The sequence below is a fragment of the Rhodoferax lithotrophicus genome (assembly GCF_019973615.1).
In the GTDB taxonomy this organism is placed as follows: Bacteria; Pseudomonadota; Gammaproteobacteria; order Burkholderiales; family Burkholderiaceae_C; genus Rhodoferax; species Rhodoferax lithotrophicus.
On sequence record NZ_AP024238.1, the window covers coordinates 2,931,701 to 2,952,690 of the forward strand.

The following is a 20,990-nucleotide window of genomic DNA, read 5'->3' on the forward strand; positions in this document are numbered from 1 at the left end:
CCGTTGATGGATGTAGCTGCTTAAGCTGCGCGGGGTGCTGCCTCGGCATGCACGGCCGGAGAACCGCCAGAACCATTATCAGAACCCGCTGGGGGAATACGGGGTGACCAGTCCTTGGGAGGACGTGGCAATTTGCCAGCCATGATGTCATCCAGCTGATCACTGTCAATGGTTTCCCATTCAAGCAATGCTTTGGCCATGGTGTGCATTTTGTCGCTGTTTTCCTCGATCAAACGCCGCGCCAGAGCGTACTGCTCATCAATGATGCGACGCACTTCGGAGTCCACTTTTTGCATGGTCTCCTCACTCATGTTGGTAGTCTTGGTGACCGAACGGCCAAGAAACACTTCGCCTTCGTTTTCGGCATACACCATCGGGCCAAGCGCTGCCGTCATGCCATAACGCATCACCATGTCACGTGCAATTTGAGTGGCACGCTCAAAGTCGTTGCTGGCACCGGTGGTCATCTGGTTCATGAACACTTCTTCAGCAATACGACCACCAAACAACATGCTGATCTGGTTGAGCATGAAATCTTTGTCATAGCTGTAGCGGTCTTGCGCGGGCAAACTCATCGTCACACCCAAGGCACGCCCACGCGGAATGATGGTCACTTTATGCACCGGATCACATTTGGGAAGCAGTTTGCCAATCAAGGCATGACCCGACTCGTGGTATGCCGTATTGCGACGCTCCTCTTCAGGCATGACCATACTCTTGCGTTCCGGCCCCATCAGGATTTTGTCTTTGGCTTTTTCAAAATCCTGCATTTCAACCGTACGGGCATTTCTGCGTGCAGCCATCAAAGCCGCCTCGTTACACAGGTTAGCCAGATCAGCACCACTCATGCCCGGAGTACCACGAGCAATCACCGCCGCATTCACGTCCTGGCTCAAAGGTACCTTGCGCATGTGTACATTCAAAATCTGCTCACGACCACGGATGTCCGGCAAGGTTACATACACTTGGCGGTCAAAACGGCCTGGACGCAGCAAAGCAGCATCCAGAATGTCGGGCCGGTTGGTAGCAGCCACCACAATCACACCCACATTGGTCTCAAACCCATCCATCTCCACCAGCATCTGGTTCAAGGTTTGTTCACGCTCGTCGTTACCGCCCCCCAAACCAGCGCCACGCTGGCGACCGACCGCATCAATTTCATCAATAAAGATGATGCATGGGGCATTTTTCTTGGCGTTCTCAAACATGTCACGCACACGTGATGCGCCCACGCCGACAAACATTTCCACGAAATCCGAACCAGAAATGCTGAAAAAGGGTACTTTGGCTTCGCCTGCAATCGATTTGGCCAACAAGGTTTTACCGGTGCCGGGTGGCCCTACCAATAACAAACCCCGAGGAATACGACCACCAAGCTTCTGGAATTTGGAGGGATCTTTAAGAAAGTCAACGACTTCTTTGACCTCCTCTTTGGCTTCATCACATCCAGCCACATCGGCAAAAGTCACTGTGTTGGTGTTTTCATCCAACAAACGCGCCTTGCTTTTACCAAAACTGAACGCACCACCCTTGCCACCACCTTGCATCTGACGCATGAAATAAATCCACACACCAATCAACAACAGCATGGGCCCCCAGCTCACCAGCAGTGTCATCAAAAGGGAACCTTCGTCACGCGGACGAACATCAAACTTGACATCATTGGCAATCAAATCACCCACCAAACCACGGTCAAGGTAAGTGGCCGTGGTACGCACCTTGCGGTCATCACTGGTGATGGCCACAATTTCCGTGCCGCTTTGACCTTCCTGAATGATGGCGCTCTTGATGCGTTTGCCACGCACCTCCTCCAGGAAATCAGAATAGCCCAGATAACCAGCCCCGGCTGTAGGACGCGAATCAAACTGTTTGAAGACGGTGAAAAGCACCATCGCAATCACCAGCCAGACCGCAATTTTTGAAAACCATGGATTGTTCAAGCGAAACTCCAATAGAGACAGGTAAGCAACACAAAAGATGACAAGTTGAGGCGAATTTTAGGCTTTTCAAATCTGTTCGCTCAGCCCGTTGATCACTTCAGCCACAGCATTTGCAAGGAATTCACCCATTTTTCAAGCCTATGCCAATTAAAAAGGTTTCTGCCGACCTGTCACGAGATGCTTTCGGTTTGATGCGTTTGACCATCACAAAAGTTTCCCTGAAGCGTTTGGACAAAGTGTCATAACTGCCCCCATGAAAGACTTTGGCCACCAACGCACCTTCCGGTTTAAGGTGATCTTGTGCAAACTCAAGGGCCAGCTCCACCAAGTGCTCCACTCTGGCGGCATCCGCCGAGCTGATGCCCGACAAATTGGGTGCCATGTCTGAAATCACCACATCTACTCGTTCACCTTGAATTTTTTCAGCCAATTCAGCCAGCACAGACGCTTCCCGAATATCACCTTGAATAAACACTACGCCATCAATAGGTTCCATCGGCAAAATATCTAAAGCGACGATTTTTCCGTTGAGCGTACCGGTTGCAGCCCCTCCACCCGTGGCGGATCTGGGCGACAGCTTGCGCCGTACATACTGACTCCATGCCCCAGGTGTGGACCCCAGATCGACTACCAATTGACCTGGCTTGATCAAATGCAGGGTTTCGTCGATCTCTTGCAACTTGTAAGCCGCACGCGCCCGGTAGCCGTCTTTCTGGGCCAATTTGACATAGGTGTCATTGACGTGGTCATTAAGCCAGGCCCGATTGACTTTGCTGCTTTTAACTGCTGATTTCATGTTATTTAACGTGTTGGGATGCAATCCATTTCATTCGCTTAACGCGAAACAATGGTGGCCGACCACAAAGTGGAAGTCTCACCGATAATACTGGCATGCCTCAAATACTCCTGACCCCAGCCCAACGTAAAGTCCACCGCGCCGAAGCCCATCACCTTGACCCGGTGGTGATGGTGGGTGGCGACGGCTTGACCGCCGCCGTTAAAAAAGAAGCCGACGCGGCACTGAATGCACATGGACTCATCAAAGTTCGTGTGTTTTCAGATGATCGTGTGGCCCGCGAAGCCATGTTTCAAACACTGGCCGACGAGCTCAATGCAGCCCCCATTCAACACATCGGCAAATTGCTGGTGTTATGGCGTCCCCAACCCGAGCGCGAAAAGGCTATCGATGAAGACCGTATGCCCGCCCCCAGGGATGTCAAGGTACTCAAGTTCAGTAAACGGGGTGGTCAACGCCCAGAAGTCAAAACCCTGCGGGTATTGGGCAACCAGCGCCTCACCACAGGTGGACAAATCAAGCGAGCCAAACGCAAACCTGTCAGCATCAAAAAACGTAATCAGGATTAAATCGATTGCAGCATCTTTATGCTGAGCGGTATCCAAACAGACGGGGTGTTCTGCCCCGCTCTACAATTTAAGATCTACTGGAAATTTTTCTGAATGTGACCGTGGCGCAAACCCACTGCAATACGTAAAGTCCCGTACCTACGCTGTGCCACAAGCGCAAATCCTGTCGAGCAACAATACGTGGCGCAATCGCAAACTCGAGCAAAAGTGCCGTCAGCATCCCTATCATTACAAAAAAAATAGCTGGATACGCTTTATTTTCAAGCTCTGCAGGCTGATTTGATCTAAAAATGATCATCAGCAAGACACCACAAATCACCGTTAGCCAATTTAACGCAGAAAACAATTTAGCTGCCATGGCACCCGCTATTGCCGGTGTGGACAGGTTGGCAAACAGCATGGGAACCACGCCAAAGCCTACAACTGTCAAAGCTCCCCACCAAAGAGCAACGATCCAAAGACTCACATCTGGCAGGTTTAGCTTCATTAATCTAGCAGTACCGAACCACAATCACTTCATAGCGACGCAAGCCCCCAGGTGCCTGAACTTCAGCCACATCACCTTCCTCCTTGCCAATCAAGGCGCGTGCAATCGGGCTGTTGATATTGATTAACCCAAGCTTGAGATCAGCCTCATCTTCTCCCACAATTTGGTAGGTGACTTTTTGACCGGTTTCTTCATCTTCGAGTTCTACCGTGGTACCAAACACCACACGGCCACCGGCATCCAGTTCGGATGGATCAATGATCTGCGCCACTGACAATTTGCCTTCGATTTCCTGAATCCGGCCTTCGACAAAACCTTGCTTGTCTTTGGCGGCCTCATATTCCGCGTTTTCGCTCAAGTCACCTTGGGCTCGCGCTTCGGCAATGGCACTGATGACTGCCGGACGCTCAAACGCCTTGAGTTGATGCAACTCGGCCTTGAGTTTGTCGGCACCGCGTTTGGTAATTGGAAGGGTCGCCACTTGAAACTCCGGGAAAATTAGGTCTACAAAATAAAACCGCCGAACGTTCAAGTCCGGCGGCAGGTGTGAATTATGCCGTGATTCACACGGCAAATTCACCCAATCAACACCCTGATCAGGTACTCAGCAGTTGTGCATGCATTTCCTGAACCGAAATCACATCCAGCTGATCCATATAACGCATACCTTCCACCGCAGCTTCGGCTCCGGCTATGGTGGTGAAGGTTGTAACCTGAGCCAGCAACGCAGAGGTACGAATCTGGCGCGAATCGGCAATGGCGTTGCGGCGCTCTTCGACCGTGTTGATGACCAGCACGATCTCATTGTTCTTGAGCATATCCACAATATGCGGACGACCTTCAGTGACTTTGTTGACCACGCCACAGGGCACCCCCGCAGCATTGATGGACGCAGCGGTTCCCTTGGTGGCAATCACTACAAAGTCCATAGCTACTAATGCACGTGCAACTTCAATCGCACGGTTTTTGTCGTTATTTTTCACCGACAAGAAAACTTTCCCGGAAGGTTCACCTGTTGCCGTGAATGGACGCGGCAGTTTGCAACCAGCCCCCAATTGTGACTTCACAAAAGCCTCACCAAAAGTCTTGCCAACCCCCATGACTTCGCCGGTGGACTTCATTTCCGGGCCCAAAATGGTGTCAACCCCAGGGAACTTCACAAACGGAAAGACCGCTTCCTTGACGCTGAAATAAGGCGGATTGGCCTCGCGGGTGATGCCTTGTGCGGCCAGGGTTTGCCCCACCATACAGCGGGCCGCCACCTTGGCCAGTTGCACCCCCGTGGCTTTGGAGACAAAGGGAACGGTGCGCGAGGCACGCGGATTCACCTCCAGCACAAAAATCACATCCTGCCCGTCCAGATGCTGAATGGCAAACTGCACGTTCATCAAGCCTACCACATTCAGGGCATGTGCCATGGCTGCGGTCTGGCGTTTGATCTCGGTGACGGTTGCAGCACACAAGCTGTACGGAGGCAAGGAGCAAGCTGAGTCACCGCTGTGAACGCCGGCCTGTTCAATGTGCTCCATGACCCCACCGATGTAGGTCTGGCCAGTGGCATCACGCACACAATCCACATCACACTCGATGGCATCGTTCAGGAAACGATCCAACAGCACAGGCGAGTCATGTGACACTTTCACAGCCTCACGCATGTAACGCTCCAGATCACGCTGCTCGTGCACAATTTCCATGGCCCGGCCACCCAGCACGTAGCTGGGGCGCACCACCAGGGGGTAACCCAGGGCTGCGGCTTTTTCCAGGGCCTCAGGCTCAGTGCGGGCGGTGGCATTGGGCGGTTGGCGCAGCTTTAATTCATGCAACAGTTTCTGGAAGCGTTCTCGGTCTTCAGCCGCATCAATCATGTCGGGGCTGGTGCCGATGATGGGCACGCCATTGGCCTCCAAATCAAGCGCTAATTTCAAGGGAGTTTGACCACCGTACTGGACGATCACACCATAGGGCTTCTCTTTATCGACAATTTCCAGCACGTCTTCCAGCGTCAGGGGCTCGAAGTAAAGGCGGTCAGAGGTGTCGTAATCGGTCGAAACGGTTTCCGGGTTGCAGTTGACCATGATGGTCTCATAACCATCTTCACGCATGGCCAGTGCCGCATGCACGCAGCAATAGTCAAACTCAATGCCCTGGCCAATGCGGTTGGGGCCACCACCGAGCACCATGATTTTCTTTTTGTCGGAAGGGGCCGATTCACACTCTGAGCCCTCTGCCTCATAGGTGGAATAAAGGTAGGCAGTGTTGGTGGCAAATTCGGCCGCGCAGGTGTCCACACGCTTGTAGACCGGGCGAACCCCCAAGGCATGGCGGCGGGCACGCACGGCGACATCGGTGGTTTTGAATTGTTTGGCCAGACGACGATCTGAAAAACCTTTTTGCTTGAGCGCACGCAGCGTGGCGGCATCAATCGCATCCAGCGCCGTGCCTACAGCAGGCTGCGGCAGGCGCTCAATTTCCAGCTCAATTTGGACAATCTGCTCAATCTGCACCAGGAACCAGCGATCAATTTTGGTGATCTCGAAAACCTCATCCACGCTCCAACCGGCAGCGAAGGCATCACCCACATACCAGATGCGATCCGGGCCAGGTTCACCCAATTCGCGCTCCAGCACCTCACGATCCTGGGTTTTTTCGTTCATGCCATCCACGCCCACTTCCAGGCCACGCAAAGCTTTCTGGAAGGATTCCTGGAAGGTACGGCCCATGGCCATGACCTCGCCCACCGACTTCATCTGGGTGGTCAAGCGGCTGTCAGCGGCTGGGAATTTCTCAAACGCAAAACGCGGCACCTTGGTGACCACGTAGTCAATGCTGGGCTCAAAACTGGCCGGAGTCGCGCCGCCGGTGATCTCGTTTTTGAGTTCATCAAGCGTGTAACCCACCGCCAATTTGGCCGCCACCTTGGCAATCGGGAAGCCGGTGGCTTTGGAGGCCAATGCAGACGAGCGGCTGACCCGTGGGTTCATCTCAATCACCACCATGCGGCCATCTTTGGGGTTGATGGAGAACTGCACGTTGGAGCCCCCGGTATCGACCCCAATTTCACGCAACACCGCCAACGAGGCGTTACGCAGAATTTGGTATTCCTTGTCGGTCAGGGTCTGCGCCGGAGCCACGGTGATGGAGTCGCCGGTGTGCACCCCCATCGGGTCCAGATTTTCAATCGAGCAAACGATGATGCAGTTGTCTGCGGTGTCGCGCACCACTTCCATCTCATACTCTTTCCAGCCCAACAGCGACTCTTCAATCAGCAGCTCATTGGTGGGCGAGGCTTCCAGGCCACGCTTGCAAATGACTTCAAACTCTTCCGGGTTGTAGGCAATGCCGCCACCCGTGCCGCCAAGGGTGAAGCTGGGGCGAATCACGGTCGGGAAGCCCACGGTTTTTTGCACACCCCAGGCTTCTTCCATGCTGTGTGCGATGCCGGAACGGGCTGAACCCAGACCAATTTTGGTCATGGCATCTTTGAATTTGAGGCGGTCTTCAGCCTTGTCGATGGCCTCAGGCTTGGCGCCAATCAATTCCACCGGTTTGCCGGTCGCCGCACCGGTATATTTGGCCAGCACACCGTTGTGCCACAAATCCAGCGCACAGTTCAGCGCGGTCTGACCACCCATGGTGGGCAAAATGGCATCAGGGCGCTCTTTGGCAATGATTTTTTCAACCGTCTTCCAGGTGATGGGCTCAATGTAGGTCACATCGGCCGTCGCCGGGTCGGTCATGATGGTGGCCGGGTTGCTGTTGATCAAAATGACTTTATAGCCCTCTTCGCGCAAGGCTTTGCAGGCCTGCACGCCAGAATAATCAAACTCGCAAGCTTGTCCAATGATGATCGGGCCCGCGCCGATGATGAGGATGCTTTGAATGTCGGTACGTTTTGGCATGTTGAAGAACTGCTCTCTAGTTTTACACGCAGCGCAAGCTGCAATTTCAAATAAATTAATTCAGGCTGGCGGTGGCCAATTTGGCCCCGAACCACATGAACAAACCACCTACCATGCCAGACAAACTGGCTGACAGCTTCTTGCGCCGGGCAAAGCCTTGCGCCAACCTGGCCCCGGCAAAAATCAGTGCCGACAAGTACAAGGCGCTAAAGATCATCAAGATGGCGCTCAAAATCAAGAACGGCACTTCAGGTTGCGCGTAGCTGGGGTCAATGAACTGCACAAAAAACGACAGCAAAAACAAAATCGCTTTTGGATTGAGCAAACTGATCACCAAGGCACGCCGGAACGGCTGTTGCAAATGTGTGGTGCTGGTCACAGCAGATGAAGCTTCTGGAGTGGAGATTCTGGCCACCGTCTCCACCACATCGGCCTGAACACGCCAACCCTTCAGGGCCGAACGCAGCAAGTTCAATCCGACCCAAGTCAGGTAAGCCGCGCCAAAGTACTTGACCACCATGAACATGGCTGGGTAGGTGCGCAAGACACCCGCCGCGCCCAATCCGGTGCAAATCAGCAAAAGGGTGTCACCCACAAACACACCGTAAGCTCCCTGGAATCCGGCCCGCACTCCGCGCGCAGTGGCTACCGACAGTACATACAGTGAATTTGGCCCAGGCAACAAGATGATGCCAAAGGCACCAATCACGTAAGTCCACAGGTCGGTGACACCGTAAAAGCTCATCCGCGTGACTCCATCGAGGTGATGAACCGGTCAAACAGGTAGCCGATGTCATGCGGTCCGGGCGAGGCTTCCGGGTGACCCTGGAAGCAAAATGCCGGCTTATCGGTGCGAGCCAAACCTTGCAAAGTGCCGTCAAACAGGCTGACATGGGTGGCACGCAAATTGGTCGGCAAGGTTTTTTCATCGACCGCAAAACCATGGTTCTGACTGGTGATACTGACGCGGCCGGTATCCAGGTCTTTGACCGGATGGTTGGCCCCATGGTGACCAAATTTCATCTTGAAAGTTTTGGCCCCACTGGCCAAGGCCATGATCTGGTGACCCAGGCAAATGCCAAAAGTGGGAATGCCGGACTCGATCAGCTCGGTTGCCGCAGCAATCGCGTAGTCACAAGGCTCAGGATCACCCGGGCCATTGCTCAAGAAAATGCCATCAGGCTGGTGTTTGAACACTTCTGCCGCAGGCGTTTGGGCGGGGACGACCGTGACCTTGCAGCCACGCTGCGCCAACATGCGCAAAATGTTTTTCTTGACACCAAAATCATAGGCTACCACATGAAAACGCGGAGCAGTTTGCTCACCATAGCCAGGTTGGCCATCCTGCTCCGTACAAGACAACGACCACTCGGTTTGTGTCCATGGGTAACCAGCCTTGGCGCTCACCACCTGAGCCAAATCTAGGCCAGACATGCTGGGCGCAGATTGGGCCAGGGCCACCGCCCGGTCTATCACCGCCTGCGTGACCACTTCACCTTCAGCCAATGCCAGGATGCAGCCGTTTTGTGCGCCTTGAGTGCGCAACTGGCGTGTCAGCTGCCGGGTGTCAAGATTGGCAATCGCCACTGTGCCTTGTTCGCGCAAATAGGCATCCAAGGGCTGACCTGAGCGAAAGTTGGAAGCCAGCAGCGGCAGATTTTTGATGATCAGGCCAGCCGCATGGACGCGGTCAGACTCGACATCTTGGGTATTGACACCGTAATTGCCGATATGGGGGTAAGTGAGGGTGACAATTTGCTGGCAGTAGCTCGGGTCTGTGAGGATTTCCTGGTAGCCGGTCATGGAGGTGTTGAACACCACCTCGCCCACCGTGGAGCCCGTGGCTCCAATGGAATTGCCTTGATAGACCGTGCCGTCTGCGAGCGCCAGAATGGCTGGTGGGGTATTTCCCTTGAGAGACAAAAGCACTGGGTTCTCCGAAATGGTTACGGGTACGCCCAAGCACACAGGAATTCCTTCCTGAAGTAGCGACAAAATGGGATTGGGCAAGGACAGCTGCTGTGAGCGTACGCGGGTGCAAAATTGCCCTAAATTATAGCCTAGGGGCAACCCTATATCACCCCCACGGTGCCCCTTAAACAGCCTTAGCCCAAGTGTGCCGTGGCACTGGCGTGCAAACAAATGGCGGCAGCGGTGGCCACATTCAAAGACTCTTCGCCACCGGGCTGCGCAATTCGCACATGCAGGTTGGCAAGTGCCTCCAGTTCGGCACCAACACCCTGACCTTCATGCCCCAACGCCCACACACAGGGCATCGGTAGCTCTCCATTTGAGAGCATCCGATGCAAATAGTGACCACGATGTGAGCTGGTTACCAACAACGGCAACCGGAGTTCAGACAAACAGCGCAGATCCGCACCTTCAATCAATTGCAAACCCCAGTGGGCCCCCATGCCGGCGCGCAAGACTTTGGGCGACCAAAGTGCAGCACTTCCTTTGAACGCAATAATTTGCTTAAAACCAAAGGCCGAGGCACTGCGCAAAATCGCCCCCACATTGCCAGCATCCTGCACACGATCCAGCACTACCGTGGCCACACCAGACTGGATTGCTGGCACCTGAGCCATATCAAACAGAAATCCCATCCTTGAGGGCGACTCCAGTGCACTTATTGAATCGTACAAAACATCAGAGATTACTATATTTTTAAGAGCTGCTTGCGCATATTCAATGGGCGCTAGAGGCCAAAAAGACTCTGAAAAAATGCCAATTGCGGGTTGTTTTCCCCGCGCCATGGCGGCGCGCACCAGATGATCACCCTCTGCCCAGACACGCTGCTGCTTGCGGTATTCGGTGCTGCCATGGGCGAGTTTCTTCAAATCCTTGACGAATGCGTTGTCACGCGAACTGATCCACAACGGGGCGTTCATGCCAAGCCTTTAGCCAACACTTCGGCCACCGGCCGAAAACTGGTGCGATGCTCCGGGCAAGCCCCCTGCTCACTCAAAGCTGCCAGATGGGCCGCAGTGCCATAACCTTTGTGCTTGGCAAAGCCATAAGCCGGAAACTGTTGGTCATAGTCCTCACACCAGCGGTCACGAGTGACCTTGGCCAAAATGGAGGCCGCCGAAATCGCTGCCACCAACGCATCACCTTTGATCACAGCCTCGGCCCGCATCGGCAAAACAGGCAAGCGATTGCCATCGACAAGAACCAGTTTGGGTGACAGACGCAAACCCTGAACGGCACGGCGCATGGCTAACAAAGTGGCCTGCAAAATGTTCAACTCATCAATTTCCTGCACACTAGCCTGCGCTACAGAACAACAAAGCGCTTTGGCTCGAATCTCGTCAAACAGTTGCTCCCGTTTCCGCGCGGTGAGTTTTTTGGAGTCTGCCAAGCCTTTGATTGGATGCAGCTCATCCAGGATCACGGCAGCCGCCACCACCGGACCCGCCAGCGGGCCGCGCCCAGCCTCATCAACGCCAGCAATCAGGCCGTGGGCACCCCACTGCAAAGCCACTTGCTGCATGCTGGCCTGCACCACCACACCTTTTCGCAGCGCGCGTGTGACAGTTGGCTTGACGATGGTCACTTTAATTTTGGAGGAGTTGCGCGATGGCATGGGCAGCTAGCTTGGGAGTGTCACGCTGCAGCTCATGATGCAGCGCGGTAAATCGTTGTTCAAGAGCAGCTATTTTCTCAGGCTCTGAGTTGATTGCGCCAAGCCAGCACAAAACTTCTTGCGCCAAGGCCTGCGGAGTAGCGACATCCTGCAACAGCTCGGGCACCACAAAGTCACGGCACAGGATATTTGGCAGACCCACCCAGGGCTGCAGTTTTTTGCGTCGCATGATGCGCCAGGATACAGCACCCATGCGGTAGGCAATCACCATCGGGCGCTTGAACAACGCCGCTTCCAGCGTTGCGGTTCCACTGGCGATCAAGGTGACATCACAAGCGGCCAGCACGGTATGTGATTGCCCGTCAATCACTTGTAAAACATCATCCCCCAGACCACTGGCGCGGGCAGCGGCCTCAATTTTTTGGCGCAGTGAAGGAATGGCAGGTACTATGAACTTTGTAGCTGATTGCGCTTGTTTTATAAGGGCTGCCGCCTGAAAAAACCTTAAAGCAAGATGCCGTATCTCGGATTCCCGACTACCTGGCAGAATGGCCACCACCGGGTCATTCGTCGTCAAACCCAGCTTGGCACGCGCTGCTACCCGATCAGGCTGCAGAGGGATCACATTGGCCAGAGGATGCCCGACATAGGTGGCCGCAATGCCGTGCCGGGCCAACAATTCAGGCTCAAACGGAAAAATACACAGCACATGGTCAACACTGCGTTTGATTTTTTCTACCCGCTCGGGGCGCCAGGCCCAAATGGAGGGGCAAACAAAATGCACCGTCTTGATGCCCTGGGCCTTCAGGTCAGCTTCCAGATCAAGGTTGAAATCCGGTGCGTCTACGCCGATAAAAATATCCGGGTGGTGCTGTAACAAACGCTCTTTCAGCTGGCGGCGGATACCCACAATCTCGCGGTAGCGCCGCAAGACTTCCCAGCCAAAACCATGTACCGAGAGTGTGTCGTGTGCCCACCAGGCCTGAAAACCACGTTTGGCCATCTGTGGGCCACCAATTCCGGCCGTGGACAACGTTGGCCATTGCTGCTTCAAGCCGTCAAGCAGCAAGCCTGCAAGAAGATCGCCAGAAGTTTCACCCGCGACCAGCGCAGCCAATTTCATGAAGTCAGCCAAGGTTAGCGGACAATGCCGCGCTGCGGCGAAGATTGCTCCAAAAAAGTGAGCATCATCTGGACATCTGGTGTGCACTCAGGGCAGTTTTCGTCCAACTCCGCAATGCGCTCACGAGCTGCCTGCAAGGTCAGGTCATCGCGGTAAAGCGCCTTGTGCATGGCCTTGACGGCGCTGATGCGCTCTGGCGAGTAACCACGTCGGCGTAAGCCCTCAAAGTTCATGGAACGTGCCGCTGCAGGCTGCCCCTGGCACATCACAAAAGGCGGCAAGTCGGCAAACAGCAACGTACACATGGCAGTCATGCTGTGGGCCCCAATCCGCACAAACTGGTGCACCACGGTGAAACCGCCCAAAATGGCCCAATCACCCACATGCACATGACCAGCCAACTGCGAATTGTTGGCAAAAATGGTTTGGTTACCCACCTGACAATCATGGGCCAGATGGACGTAAGCCATCAGCCAGTTGTCATCACCGACACGGGTTACCCCCACATCACCGGGTGAACCAATATTGAAAGTACAAAACTCACGGATGGTGTTGCGGTGGCCAATGACCAGTTCACACGGTTCACCCGCGTATTTTTTGTCCTGAGGAATGGCCCCAAGGGAAGCAAACTGAAAAATCCGGTTGTCTTGCCCAATGGTGGTATGCCCTTCAATCACACAATGCGGGCCAACCGTGGTTCCTGCGCCAATTTTGACGTGTGGACCAATCACGGTGTACGGCCCCACTGTGACCGAACTGTCAAGTTCAGCAGCAGGGTCAACCAAAGCGGTGGCGTGAATTGTTGTCAAAGCCCTGACCTCAGGCTATTTTGCGAATGGCGCATGTGAGTTCAGCTTCCACCGCCACGTCTCCATCCACCAAAGCACGCGATTGGAACTTAAAAATACCGGCTTTCATACGTAGCAGCGCAACTTCAAGTATCAACTGGTCTCCTGGTTCCACTGGCCGCTTGAAACGCACGCCTTCCATACCCGCAAAGTAATAAACGGTATCGTCGGTAGCAGCGGATTCCATGGCATCAAAAGCCAACAGGGCCGCCGCCTGAGCCAAGGCTTCAAGCATCAAAACTCCGGGCATCACCGGGCGATAGGGGAAATGTCCTTGAAAGAAAGGCTCGTTGATGGTGACGTTTTTCAGTGCCTTGATGGTTTTACCCTTGTCAATTTCCAGTACACGATCAACCAGTAAAAAGGGATAACGATGCGGAAGTTTGGTGAGAATTTTGTAGATATCCATACAACGATGTTCTTTTTTAGTGTTTCAAATCAATTAATTGAGCTTCAAGCGCACGTACACGCTCACGCAATTGAGCTAGGTGCTTGAGTGAGACGGCATTTTTTTCCCAGGTAGCATTGTCATCAATCGGAAACATGCCGGTGTAATGGCCTGGCTGACGGATGGAGCGTGTAGCTACGCTTGCTGCAGAGATGTTGACACCATCAGCCAGCGTCAAATGTCCCAGCACAATCGCCCCACCACCCACGGTGCAGTGCGCCCCAATATGAGCACTGCCGGCCACACCAACACACCCCGCCATGGCTGTATGCTGACCAATGTGCACGTTGTGGCCAATCTGTACCAAGTTGTCGAGCTTGACACCATCCTCGATCACCGTATCTTGCAAGGCACCACGGTCAATACAGGTGTTGGCACCAATTTCGACATCATTACCAATGCGCACGGCCCCAAGCTGCTCTATTTTTTCCCATGCCCCAGCGTTGGGGGCAAAACCAAACCCATCAGCACCAATCACTACACCGGGGTGCAACAAGCAACGCTCACCAATCACACAATTTTCGGACACAGTCACGCGTGATTTAAGCTCGGTATAGGCCCCAATAACCGCTCCCGCCTCAACCACACACAGCGCGCCAATACGGGCACTCGGATGAATGGTGGCCAAAGGGTCAATCACTGCACTCGGATGACATTGCGGTTTGTCATGCACTGGCAAGTTTTTTTTCCACAGTTGTGTGAGCCGCGCAAAGTACAAATAAGGTTGATCTGTAACGATGCATGCCCCGCGGGCACGGGCTACCGATTCAAAGCTTGCACTGACAATGACACAAGAGGCTTGAGTTGAGGTTAGTTGATGCTGGTATTTAGGGTGACTCAAAAAACTTAACTGCCCAGCATGGGCAGTTTCAAGCGGAGCCAAGCCTTCAATCAGAAGGGCGGGGTCTCCATACAACTCACCACCCAAGGCATCAACAATAAATGACAAACGCATGGATAAGCACCAACCGCCTAAACTTGCCTTTACTTGACAGCAGATGCGTTGAGAGCTTTGATGACTTTGTCCGTAATGTCATTGCGTGGATTGAAATACACCGCATCTTGAAAGATAAAGTCATACTTCTCTGCCACAGCAATGTCTTTGATCACCTTGTTGGCACGTTGAATGACCAACTGCAATTCTTCATTTTTACGTGCATTCAGGTCCTCCTGGAATTCACGGCGCTTTCTCTGGAAATCACGATCCAGTTCCAATAGTTGCTTTTGGCGTGTTTGACGCTGAGTTTCAGGCAACGTAGGTGCGTCGCGCTCCAGCTTGTCCGCCATGGACTTGATATTGGCCCCTTGGTCAACCAGCTCTTTTTCGCGTTTTGAAAATTCCTGCTCAAGTTTGGTTTGTGCCGCTTTGGCCGTACTGGCTTCCTTTAAAACCCGCTCGGTACTGACAAAACCCAAACGAACCTCTTGAGCATGTGCAGCTGAAAGGTAAAAGCCCAGCACAAGCAGAGCACAAAAACGATGTAGAAAATGATTCATCAGAAACTTGTCCCAATTTGAAATTGCATACTTTGGATTCTATCGCCGTCGAACTTGCGCAACGCCTTGGCAAAAGCCAGACGCAATGGGCCCACCGGAGAAATCCAGCTGATGCCAACCCCCACAGATGAACGCAGGCTACTGGCATCTGCATTGATAGCTAGACCTCCATCGGGTCCACCCACCATACCAACATCAAAAAAACCATACATACGCAAGGTACGATCATTGCCGGCACCAGGGAAGGGAGCCAAGACCTCCATGTTGACATTCAGTTTGCGGGAGCCACCAACCACGGTGCCACTCACGTCTTTGGGCCCCAAGCTACCTTGTTCGAAACCCCGCACAGAACCAAGACCACCGCCATAAAAACTTTTGAATACCGGAAATGAACGTCCACCCGAAGCACTCCCCACTCCTACCTCTGCATTCAAGGCTGCCGTGTATTGCTTGCTTAAAGGAACATATTGCTGAAATTGGTAGGTCGTACGCAGGTACTTGGCATCACCAGCAAATGACCATTCACCATTAACACGCTGAAAACGACCTTGTGTCGGCGCTAAGGAACTATCTCGGCTGTCACGCGCCCACCCAGCCGTAAACGGTACTGCGGTACTGGTGTAGCCATATTCATTGGCATAAACTTGATAAGAGGTGGGTAATAGAGTGCCGGGAACAATCGTGGTTCGCTCAAGACCAGCACCAAAAAACACCGTATCAATTTCGGTAAAAGGCACACCAAAACGCACACCCAGACCTGAAGTTACAAGCTGGTAATAATTCTGATCCTGGTAGGGGCTGCTGGTCTTGTGGTACAGATCGTAGGTACGAGACACACCATCCTCTGTGAAATAGGGGTCAGTGGTATTGAACACCACCACACGGTTCACTTTGCTGGTATTTAACTGAACGCCCAGAGAGTTACCTGAACCAAAAGCATTCTCCTGTTTCAAGCCAAAAGACAGCCCCAAACCATCGCCGCTTGAAAAGCCAGCCCCCAAACTCAAGCTGCCTGTGGGTTTTTCAGTGACGTTGATCGTCAAATCGACCTGATCAGGCGAACCTGGAACCTCCTGGGTTTCAATAGCGACATCACCAAAGTAGCCCAAACGATCAACCCGATCACGAGACAAACGAATTTTGTCACCGTCGTACCAAGAGGCTTCTAATTGACGAAACTCGCGTCGCACCACCACATCTCGCGTTCGAGTATTTCCTGCCACGTTGATGTTGCGTACATAAGCGCGCCTTGAAGGATTCGCTTGGAGCACCAAAGCTACACGATTATTCACTCGGTCAATTTCGGGCTTAGACTCAACACGGGCAAAGGCGTAACCAAAGTTACCAAAATAATCAGTAAACGCTTTCGTGGTCTTGGCTACCTCATCGGCATTAAAGGCTTGCCCAGGGCGGATCGTCACCAAAGATTTAAATTCATCGTCTTTTCCAAGATAGTTACCAGCCAATTTAATGCTGGAAACCACAAAACGCTCACCCTCTGACACATTGATCGTGATGCCGATATCGGTTTTATTAGGCAAGATGCTGACCTGTGTTGAATCCACCTGAAATTCTAAATAACCACGGGTCAGGTAATAAGAGCGTAATGTTTCAATGTCTGCATTGAGTTTGGCTCGTGAATAGCGGTTGGATTTGGTATACCAACTCAACCAACCACCTGTATCAAGATCAAACAATTTGCGCAATGTAGGTTCATCAAATACCTTGTTGCCCACAATGTGAATTTCACTGATTTTGGCTGGTTCGCCTTCTATCACTGTAAAGGTGAGGTTCACACGATTACGTTCTATTGGTGTCACTGTGGTCACAACCTGTGCAGCATAGAGGCTGCGATTGATGTACTGGCGCTTAAGCTCTTGCTCTGCCCGATCAAGCTGCGCCTTGTCAAAAGGACGGCCATCTGACAAGCCCACGTCACGCAATGACTTAACCAACACATCTTTATCAAATTCTTTTGTTCCGACAAATTCGACATTGGCTACCGTTGGGCGCTCTTCAACCACAACCACCAGCACATCACCATTAACTTCAAGGCGCACATCCTTGAATAAACCCAAGCCAAACAGCGAACGGATGGTCGCTGAGCCTTTGTCATCGTTGTACAAATCCCCGACCCTGACCGGCATCGACACAAATACTGTCCCTGGTTCCACACGTTGCAGTCCTTCAATGCGAATGTCACGCACCGTAAATGGATCTACGGCCCAAGCTGACTGTGCAACCAAAGTCAAAGCTACGAGCTTGGAAAGCATCTTTAAATGAAAGCTATCAAATTGCATTTTTTTAAAACCAGTAAACGAGTCGATACCTCACGTATCCTGACTCAAAAAGCGAATAGACGGGAAATGTCATTGAACAAAGCGATAAGCATCATAAGCATCAGCACAGCCATGCCACCCCGTTGAAGACGCTCCATCCATGCCTCGGAGACCGGCTTGCCGGTAACTCCCTCCCAAAGATAATACATCAGGTGTCCACCATCCAAAATTGGCAATGGCAACAAGTTCAGAACACCTAAACTGACACTGATCAGAGCCAAAAAAATCAAATATTGCGTCAATCCCAAACCCGCAGATTTGCCCGCATATTCTGCAATGGTCAGAGGGCCGCTGATATTTTTGATAGAAGCTTCGCCGATGAGCATCCTGCCCATCATTTTCAGTGTCAAAGCAGAGACTTCCCATGTTTTTACGGCCGCCTGCCCTATACCCTCAAGTACCCCATATCGAATCAAGATCATCTCAGGGGGGGCTCCCACATATGCGCCGATACGCCCTATCAACTGGCCACCCTCTGTGACGACCTGCGGTGTCACAGAAAGATGCTGAATTTGATCATTTCGCAAAATTTCCCATGTCTGCACGGTGACGGAACCCTTCGCACCGGATTGACGAATCCATTGACGCAATTGCTGACCATCCACCATAGGCTGATCATTGACGCGGATGACCTCATCACCATCCCTCAGACCTGCCTGTTCGGCTGCACCATCAGCAAGTAACTGGCCAATCATGGGGCGACTGAACGGGCCCAGAATGCCTATCCTGGAAAACAGGTGTGTATCCACCTCAGCCTGAGGAAACGAGGAAAGGCGCAGTATCACATCGCGCTCATCCTTGGAATTGGCAGGATTAACCACCAGTTGAATATCTTCAGCTTGAAGACTGCCACGGGTCAATGTCCAGCGCAAGTCTTCAAACGACTGAACAGGCAACAACGCTTGTCCCACGAATCCTGCGCGAAGCACACGTTCCCCTCCTATCAAACCCGCTTGACTCGCAAGAGTTTGAGATTCAGGCCGACTCAAAACTGGTGCGGGTAGCTCAACACCCAGCCAGTTGACACAGGCATAGAGCAAAACTGCCAGGCCAAGATTGGCCAATGGACCTGCAGCCACAATTGCCGCACGACGACTCAAGGGTTGTGTATTAAATGCCAGATGCCGCAACTCAGCTGCCACAGGAGCTTCACGCTCATCGAGCATCTTGACATATCCACCGAGAGGAAAAAGCGCCAATACAAACTCGGTGTCCGAATTCTGAATTTTCCAACGGTATATCGGTTTGCCGAAGCCTAAAGAAAACCGCAACACTTGCACACCACAAGCCAACGCCATGCGGTAATGGCCATATTCATGAACGGCAATCAGCAATGCGATCGCCAAGATGAACGCTGGCAAGGTCAACATAGTAATAAGACAGATGATTGATCAGTGACTCAAGCGAGTAACAGCGTCACTGGCGCATTGGCGTGACTGATGGTCAAGTGCTAGCAAATCCTCCAATGATTGCGGTGGGTTTGGACTCAGAGCCGCTAAAGTTTCCAAATTCACGGCATGAATCTGATCGAACCTGATGCGCTTTGCAAGAAACGCTTCGACCGCAATCTCATTGGCTGCGTTCAGCACCGCCGTACTACCTGGTGCAGCCTCAAGCACTAACCAAGCGAGTTTGAGGCCTGGAAAGCGTTCAGGGTGACCATGGTCCTGCACGGATTCGAATGATAAGTCGGCCATGGTTTTGAAATCAAGTGCACTGGCACCTGAGGTCATTCTGTTTGGCCAAGACAAACCATATGCGATGGGGACTTTCATGTCAGGCGTGCCCAGTTGAGCCATTACTGAATGATCGCGATACTGCACCATAGAGTGAATCACACTTTGCGGATGAATAACCACTTCAATCTGGCTAGGTTGAACACCAAACAGATAGCGAGCCTCAATAATCTCCAAAGCCTTGTTCATCATCGTGGCTGAATCCACCGAGATTTTTTTTCCCATAACCCAATTAGGATGCGCACAGGCTTGTTCTGGAGTAATGGCCGCAAAAGTTGCCGGGTCCCGCCGACGAAATGGGCCTCCCGAAGCGGTCAGGATAATTTTGTCAATCTGGGTTGACCACACATCGGCATCATTGGGAAGTGATTGAAAAACAGCCGAATGTTCACTATCGATCGGCAAAAGCTTAGCCCCCCCCGATGCAACCGCTTGCAGAAAATAATCACCGCCAACCACCAATGCTTCTTTGTTGGCAAGCAGCAGGCGCTTCCCAGACCGTGCAGCAGCCAAACAGGAGGCCAAACCAGCAGCACCCACAATGGCTGCCATAACGATGTCAACCTGCTCGTGCTGCGCAATCTCCGTAATGGCTGCGCTGCCAGACAAAATTTGGGTAGATAACCCCAAATTGGCGCACTTCTGTGCCAATTCACGACCATGCATCTCACTGGCCATCACCGCAAAGGTAGGTTTAAATTGAACGCATTGGGCAAGCAATTTGTCGATTTGCGTCGAGGCACTGAGCGCAAATACTTCAAATTGCTCAGGATGAAGCGCCATGACCTCCAAGGTATTGACCCCAATAGAGCCGGTTGACCCCAAAATTGCGACACGCTGTCGACTTGTATAAATTTGCTGGGTCATAAAAACCTTATAACGAATACAACATCATGGCCAGCGGTAACGTAGGCAGCATTGCATCAATTCGGTCAAGCACACCACCGTGACCAGGTAACAAACTACTACTGTCTTTGATGCCTGCACTGCGTTTAACCAGAGATTCAATCAAATCCCCCACAACACTCATGGCAGACAGAAACAAAACTGAGACAACCAAAAGTATTAGGCTTTTTTGACCTATGTAGGTGTAGAGACTGGGCGCATCAGCACCAATAAATTGATCTGCATAGCGCCAAAGCCAAGCCAACGCCATGACACCAACCATGCCACCCCAAGCTCCTTCCCAGCTTTTGCCCGGGCTAATTGTTGCAGCCAGCTTGCTGCGACTCCATCGCCCACCCCAGGTTCGCCCCGCAAAATAAGCCGCAATATCAGCCGTCCAAACCAGCGCAAGCACAGACAACAGGAAGTTAAATCCAATCACTTTGGCTTGGCCAATGGCCAACCAAGTCAATGACAACGCCAAAATTCCACTAACCAAACGCAAATACCGTGAATAACGAGCCCAAGCTGAGACACCAGCCTTCAGTATCCAAGCCCCTCCCAAAACCCACGCCACACTGACCACGAGCCACAGTCGTGGCGTGCTTTGGTACAACCATCCTGCCCACCACATGAATGAACAAACCCCACAACAAACCATGCCAGCAAGCACGGACACAGATTGGCTCCAACCATTGGCTTTTGCCCACTCCCATCCCGCAGCAGCAATAAACATCAGTGCCAAAAGACAAAAGGGCCAAGGCTCAGGAAAAAACAAGGCCGGTAACAAGACCGCTAAAAGCAGCAAAGCGGTAATGACACGTTGTTTTAGCATGG

Annotated in this window: 19 protein-coding genes; 1 reads left to right on the forward strand and 18 read right to left on the reverse strand. The window is 52.5% G+C overall.

Going from position 1 to position 20,990, the window contains the following annotated elements; genetic code table 11:
- Positions 1-20: 20 nt before the first annotated feature.
- Both ftsH and LDN84_RS13550 read right to left on the reverse strand, forming a co-directional pair.
- Positions 21-1,940, reverse strand: a complete 1,920-nt coding sequence (ftsH, locus tag LDN84_RS13545; protein WP_223903982.1) for an ATP-dependent zinc metalloprotease FtsH — start codon at positions 1,938-1,940, stop codon at positions 21-23.
- A 121-nt stretch (positions 1,941-2,061) separates the two neighbouring features.
- The gene (locus LDN84_RS13550) at positions 2,062-2,736 is read right to left on the reverse strand and encodes an RlmE family RNA methyltransferase (RefSeq protein ID WP_223903983.1); all 675 of its coding nucleotides are present in this window, start codon (positions 2,734-2,736) and stop codon (positions 2,062-2,064) included.
- A 95-nt stretch (positions 2,737-2,831) separates the two neighbouring features.
- Here LDN84_RS13550 and LDN84_RS13555 point away from each other — a divergent pair, with 95 nt between their 5' ends.
- Positions 2,832-3,305 carry a YhbY family RNA-binding protein gene (locus tag LDN84_RS13555; RefSeq protein WP_223903984.1) on the forward strand — a complete coding sequence of 158 codons (474 nt, stop codon included), beginning with the start codon at positions 2,832-2,834 and terminating at the stop codon, positions 3,303-3,305.
- A gap of 67 nt (positions 3,306-3,372) precedes the next feature.
- Here LDN84_RS13555 and LDN84_RS13560 read toward each other — a convergent pair whose 3' ends face one another.
- The 16 genes from LDN84_RS13560 to LDN84_RS13635 all read right to left on the reverse strand — a co-directional run bounded on the left by LDN84_RS13560 (position 3,373) and on the right by LDN84_RS13635 (position 20,988).
- A complete protein-coding gene (locus LDN84_RS13560) occupies positions 3,373-3,792 on the reverse strand; it encodes a DUF4149 domain-containing protein (protein ID WP_223903985.1) in 420 nt (139 codons plus the stop codon).
- A 4-nt stretch (positions 3,793-3,796) separates the two neighbouring features.
- Complete coding sequence (gene greA, locus LDN84_RS13565; RefSeq protein WP_223903986.1) at positions 3,797-4,273, reverse strand: transcription elongation factor GreA; 477 nt, start codon at positions 4,271-4,273, stop codon at positions 3,797-3,799.
- 115 nt (positions 4,274-4,388) lie between these two features.
- Complete coding sequence (gene carB, locus LDN84_RS13570; RefSeq protein WP_223903987.1) at positions 4,389-7,691, reverse strand: carbamoyl-phosphate synthase large subunit; 3,303 nt, start codon at positions 7,689-7,691, stop codon at positions 4,389-4,391.
- Positions 7,692-7,746: 55 nt separating this feature from the next.
- On the reverse strand, positions 7,747-8,436 hold the full coding sequence (gene leuE / locus LDN84_RS13575; protein WP_223903988.1) for a leucine efflux protein LeuE: 690 nt from the start codon (positions 8,434-8,436) through the stop codon (positions 7,747-7,749).
- Positions 8,433-9,620 (reverse strand): glutamine-hydrolyzing carbamoyl-phosphate synthase small subunit, encoded by a 1,188-nt coding sequence (gene carA / locus LDN84_RS13580; protein WP_223903989.1) that lies wholly within the window; start codon positions 9,618-9,620, stop codon positions 8,433-8,435. The genes leuE and carA overlap by 4 nt, the downstream gene beginning before the upstream one ends.
- Before the next feature lie 176 nt (positions 9,621-9,796).
- Positions 9,797-10,582, reverse strand: a complete 786-nt coding sequence (locus LDN84_RS13585) for a TrmH family RNA methyltransferase (RefSeq protein WP_223903990.1) — start codon at positions 10,580-10,582, stop codon at positions 9,797-9,799.
- The gene (rnhB, locus tag LDN84_RS13590; RefSeq protein ID WP_223912997.1) at positions 10,579-11,184 is read right to left on the reverse strand and encodes a ribonuclease HII; all 606 of its coding nucleotides are present in this window, start codon (positions 11,182-11,184) and stop codon (positions 10,579-10,581) included. The genes LDN84_RS13585 and rnhB overlap by 4 nt, the downstream gene beginning before the upstream one ends.
- A 64-nt stretch (positions 11,185-11,248) precedes the next feature.
- Positions 11,249-12,400: a lipid-A-disaccharide synthase gene (lpxB, locus tag LDN84_RS13595; protein WP_223903991.1), complete on the reverse strand. Its 1,152-nt coding sequence runs from the start codon at positions 12,398-12,400 to the stop codon at positions 11,249-11,251.
- Positions 12,401-12,414: 14 nt separating this feature from the next.
- Entirely contained in the window at positions 12,415-13,209 is a 795-nt protein-coding gene (gene lpxA / locus LDN84_RS13600; protein WP_223903992.1) for an acyl-ACP--UDP-N-acetylglucosamine O-acyltransferase, read from the reverse strand.
- Between the two features lie 10 nt (positions 13,210-13,219).
- On the reverse strand, positions 13,220-13,657 hold the full coding sequence (gene fabZ / locus LDN84_RS13605) for a 3-hydroxyacyl-ACP dehydratase FabZ (RefSeq protein WP_223903993.1): 438 nt from the start codon (positions 13,655-13,657) through the stop codon (positions 13,220-13,222).
- A gap of 16 nt (positions 13,658-13,673) precedes the next feature.
- Positions 13,674-14,651: a UDP-3-O-(3-hydroxymyristoyl)glucosamine N-acyltransferase gene (gene lpxD, locus LDN84_RS13610; protein WP_223903994.1), complete on the reverse strand. Its 978-nt coding sequence runs from the start codon at positions 14,649-14,651 to the stop codon at positions 13,674-13,676.
- A gap of 29 nt (positions 14,652-14,680) precedes the next feature.
- Positions 14,681-15,193 carry an OmpH/Skp family outer membrane protein gene (locus tag LDN84_RS13615; RefSeq protein WP_223903995.1) on the reverse strand — a complete coding sequence of 171 codons (513 nt, stop codon included), beginning with the start codon at positions 15,191-15,193 and terminating at the stop codon, positions 14,681-14,683.
- Entirely contained in the window at positions 15,193-17,493 is a 2,301-nt protein-coding gene (gene bamA, locus LDN84_RS13620) for an outer membrane protein assembly factor BamA (RefSeq protein ID WP_223903996.1), read from the reverse strand. Before bamA ends, LDN84_RS13615 begins: the two co-directional genes overlap by 1 nt.
- A 44-nt stretch (positions 17,494-17,537) precedes the next feature.
- Positions 17,538-18,902: an RIP metalloprotease RseP gene (gene rseP, locus LDN84_RS13625; protein ID WP_223903997.1), complete on the reverse strand. Its 1,365-nt coding sequence runs from the start codon at positions 18,900-18,902 to the stop codon at positions 17,538-17,540.
- Positions 18,903-18,923: 21 nt separating this feature from the next.
- Positions 18,924-20,135 carry a 1-deoxy-D-xylulose-5-phosphate reductoisomerase gene (gene ispC / locus LDN84_RS13630; protein WP_223903998.1) on the reverse strand — a complete coding sequence of 404 codons (1,212 nt, stop codon included), beginning with the start codon at positions 20,133-20,135 and terminating at the stop codon, positions 18,924-18,926.
- A gap of 7 nt (positions 20,136-20,142) precedes the next feature.
- Complete coding sequence (locus LDN84_RS13635) at positions 20,143-20,988, reverse strand: phosphatidate cytidylyltransferase (protein ID WP_223903999.1); 846 nt, start codon at positions 20,986-20,988, stop codon at positions 20,143-20,145.
- Between the last annotated feature and the right edge of the window lie 2 nt (positions 20,989-20,990).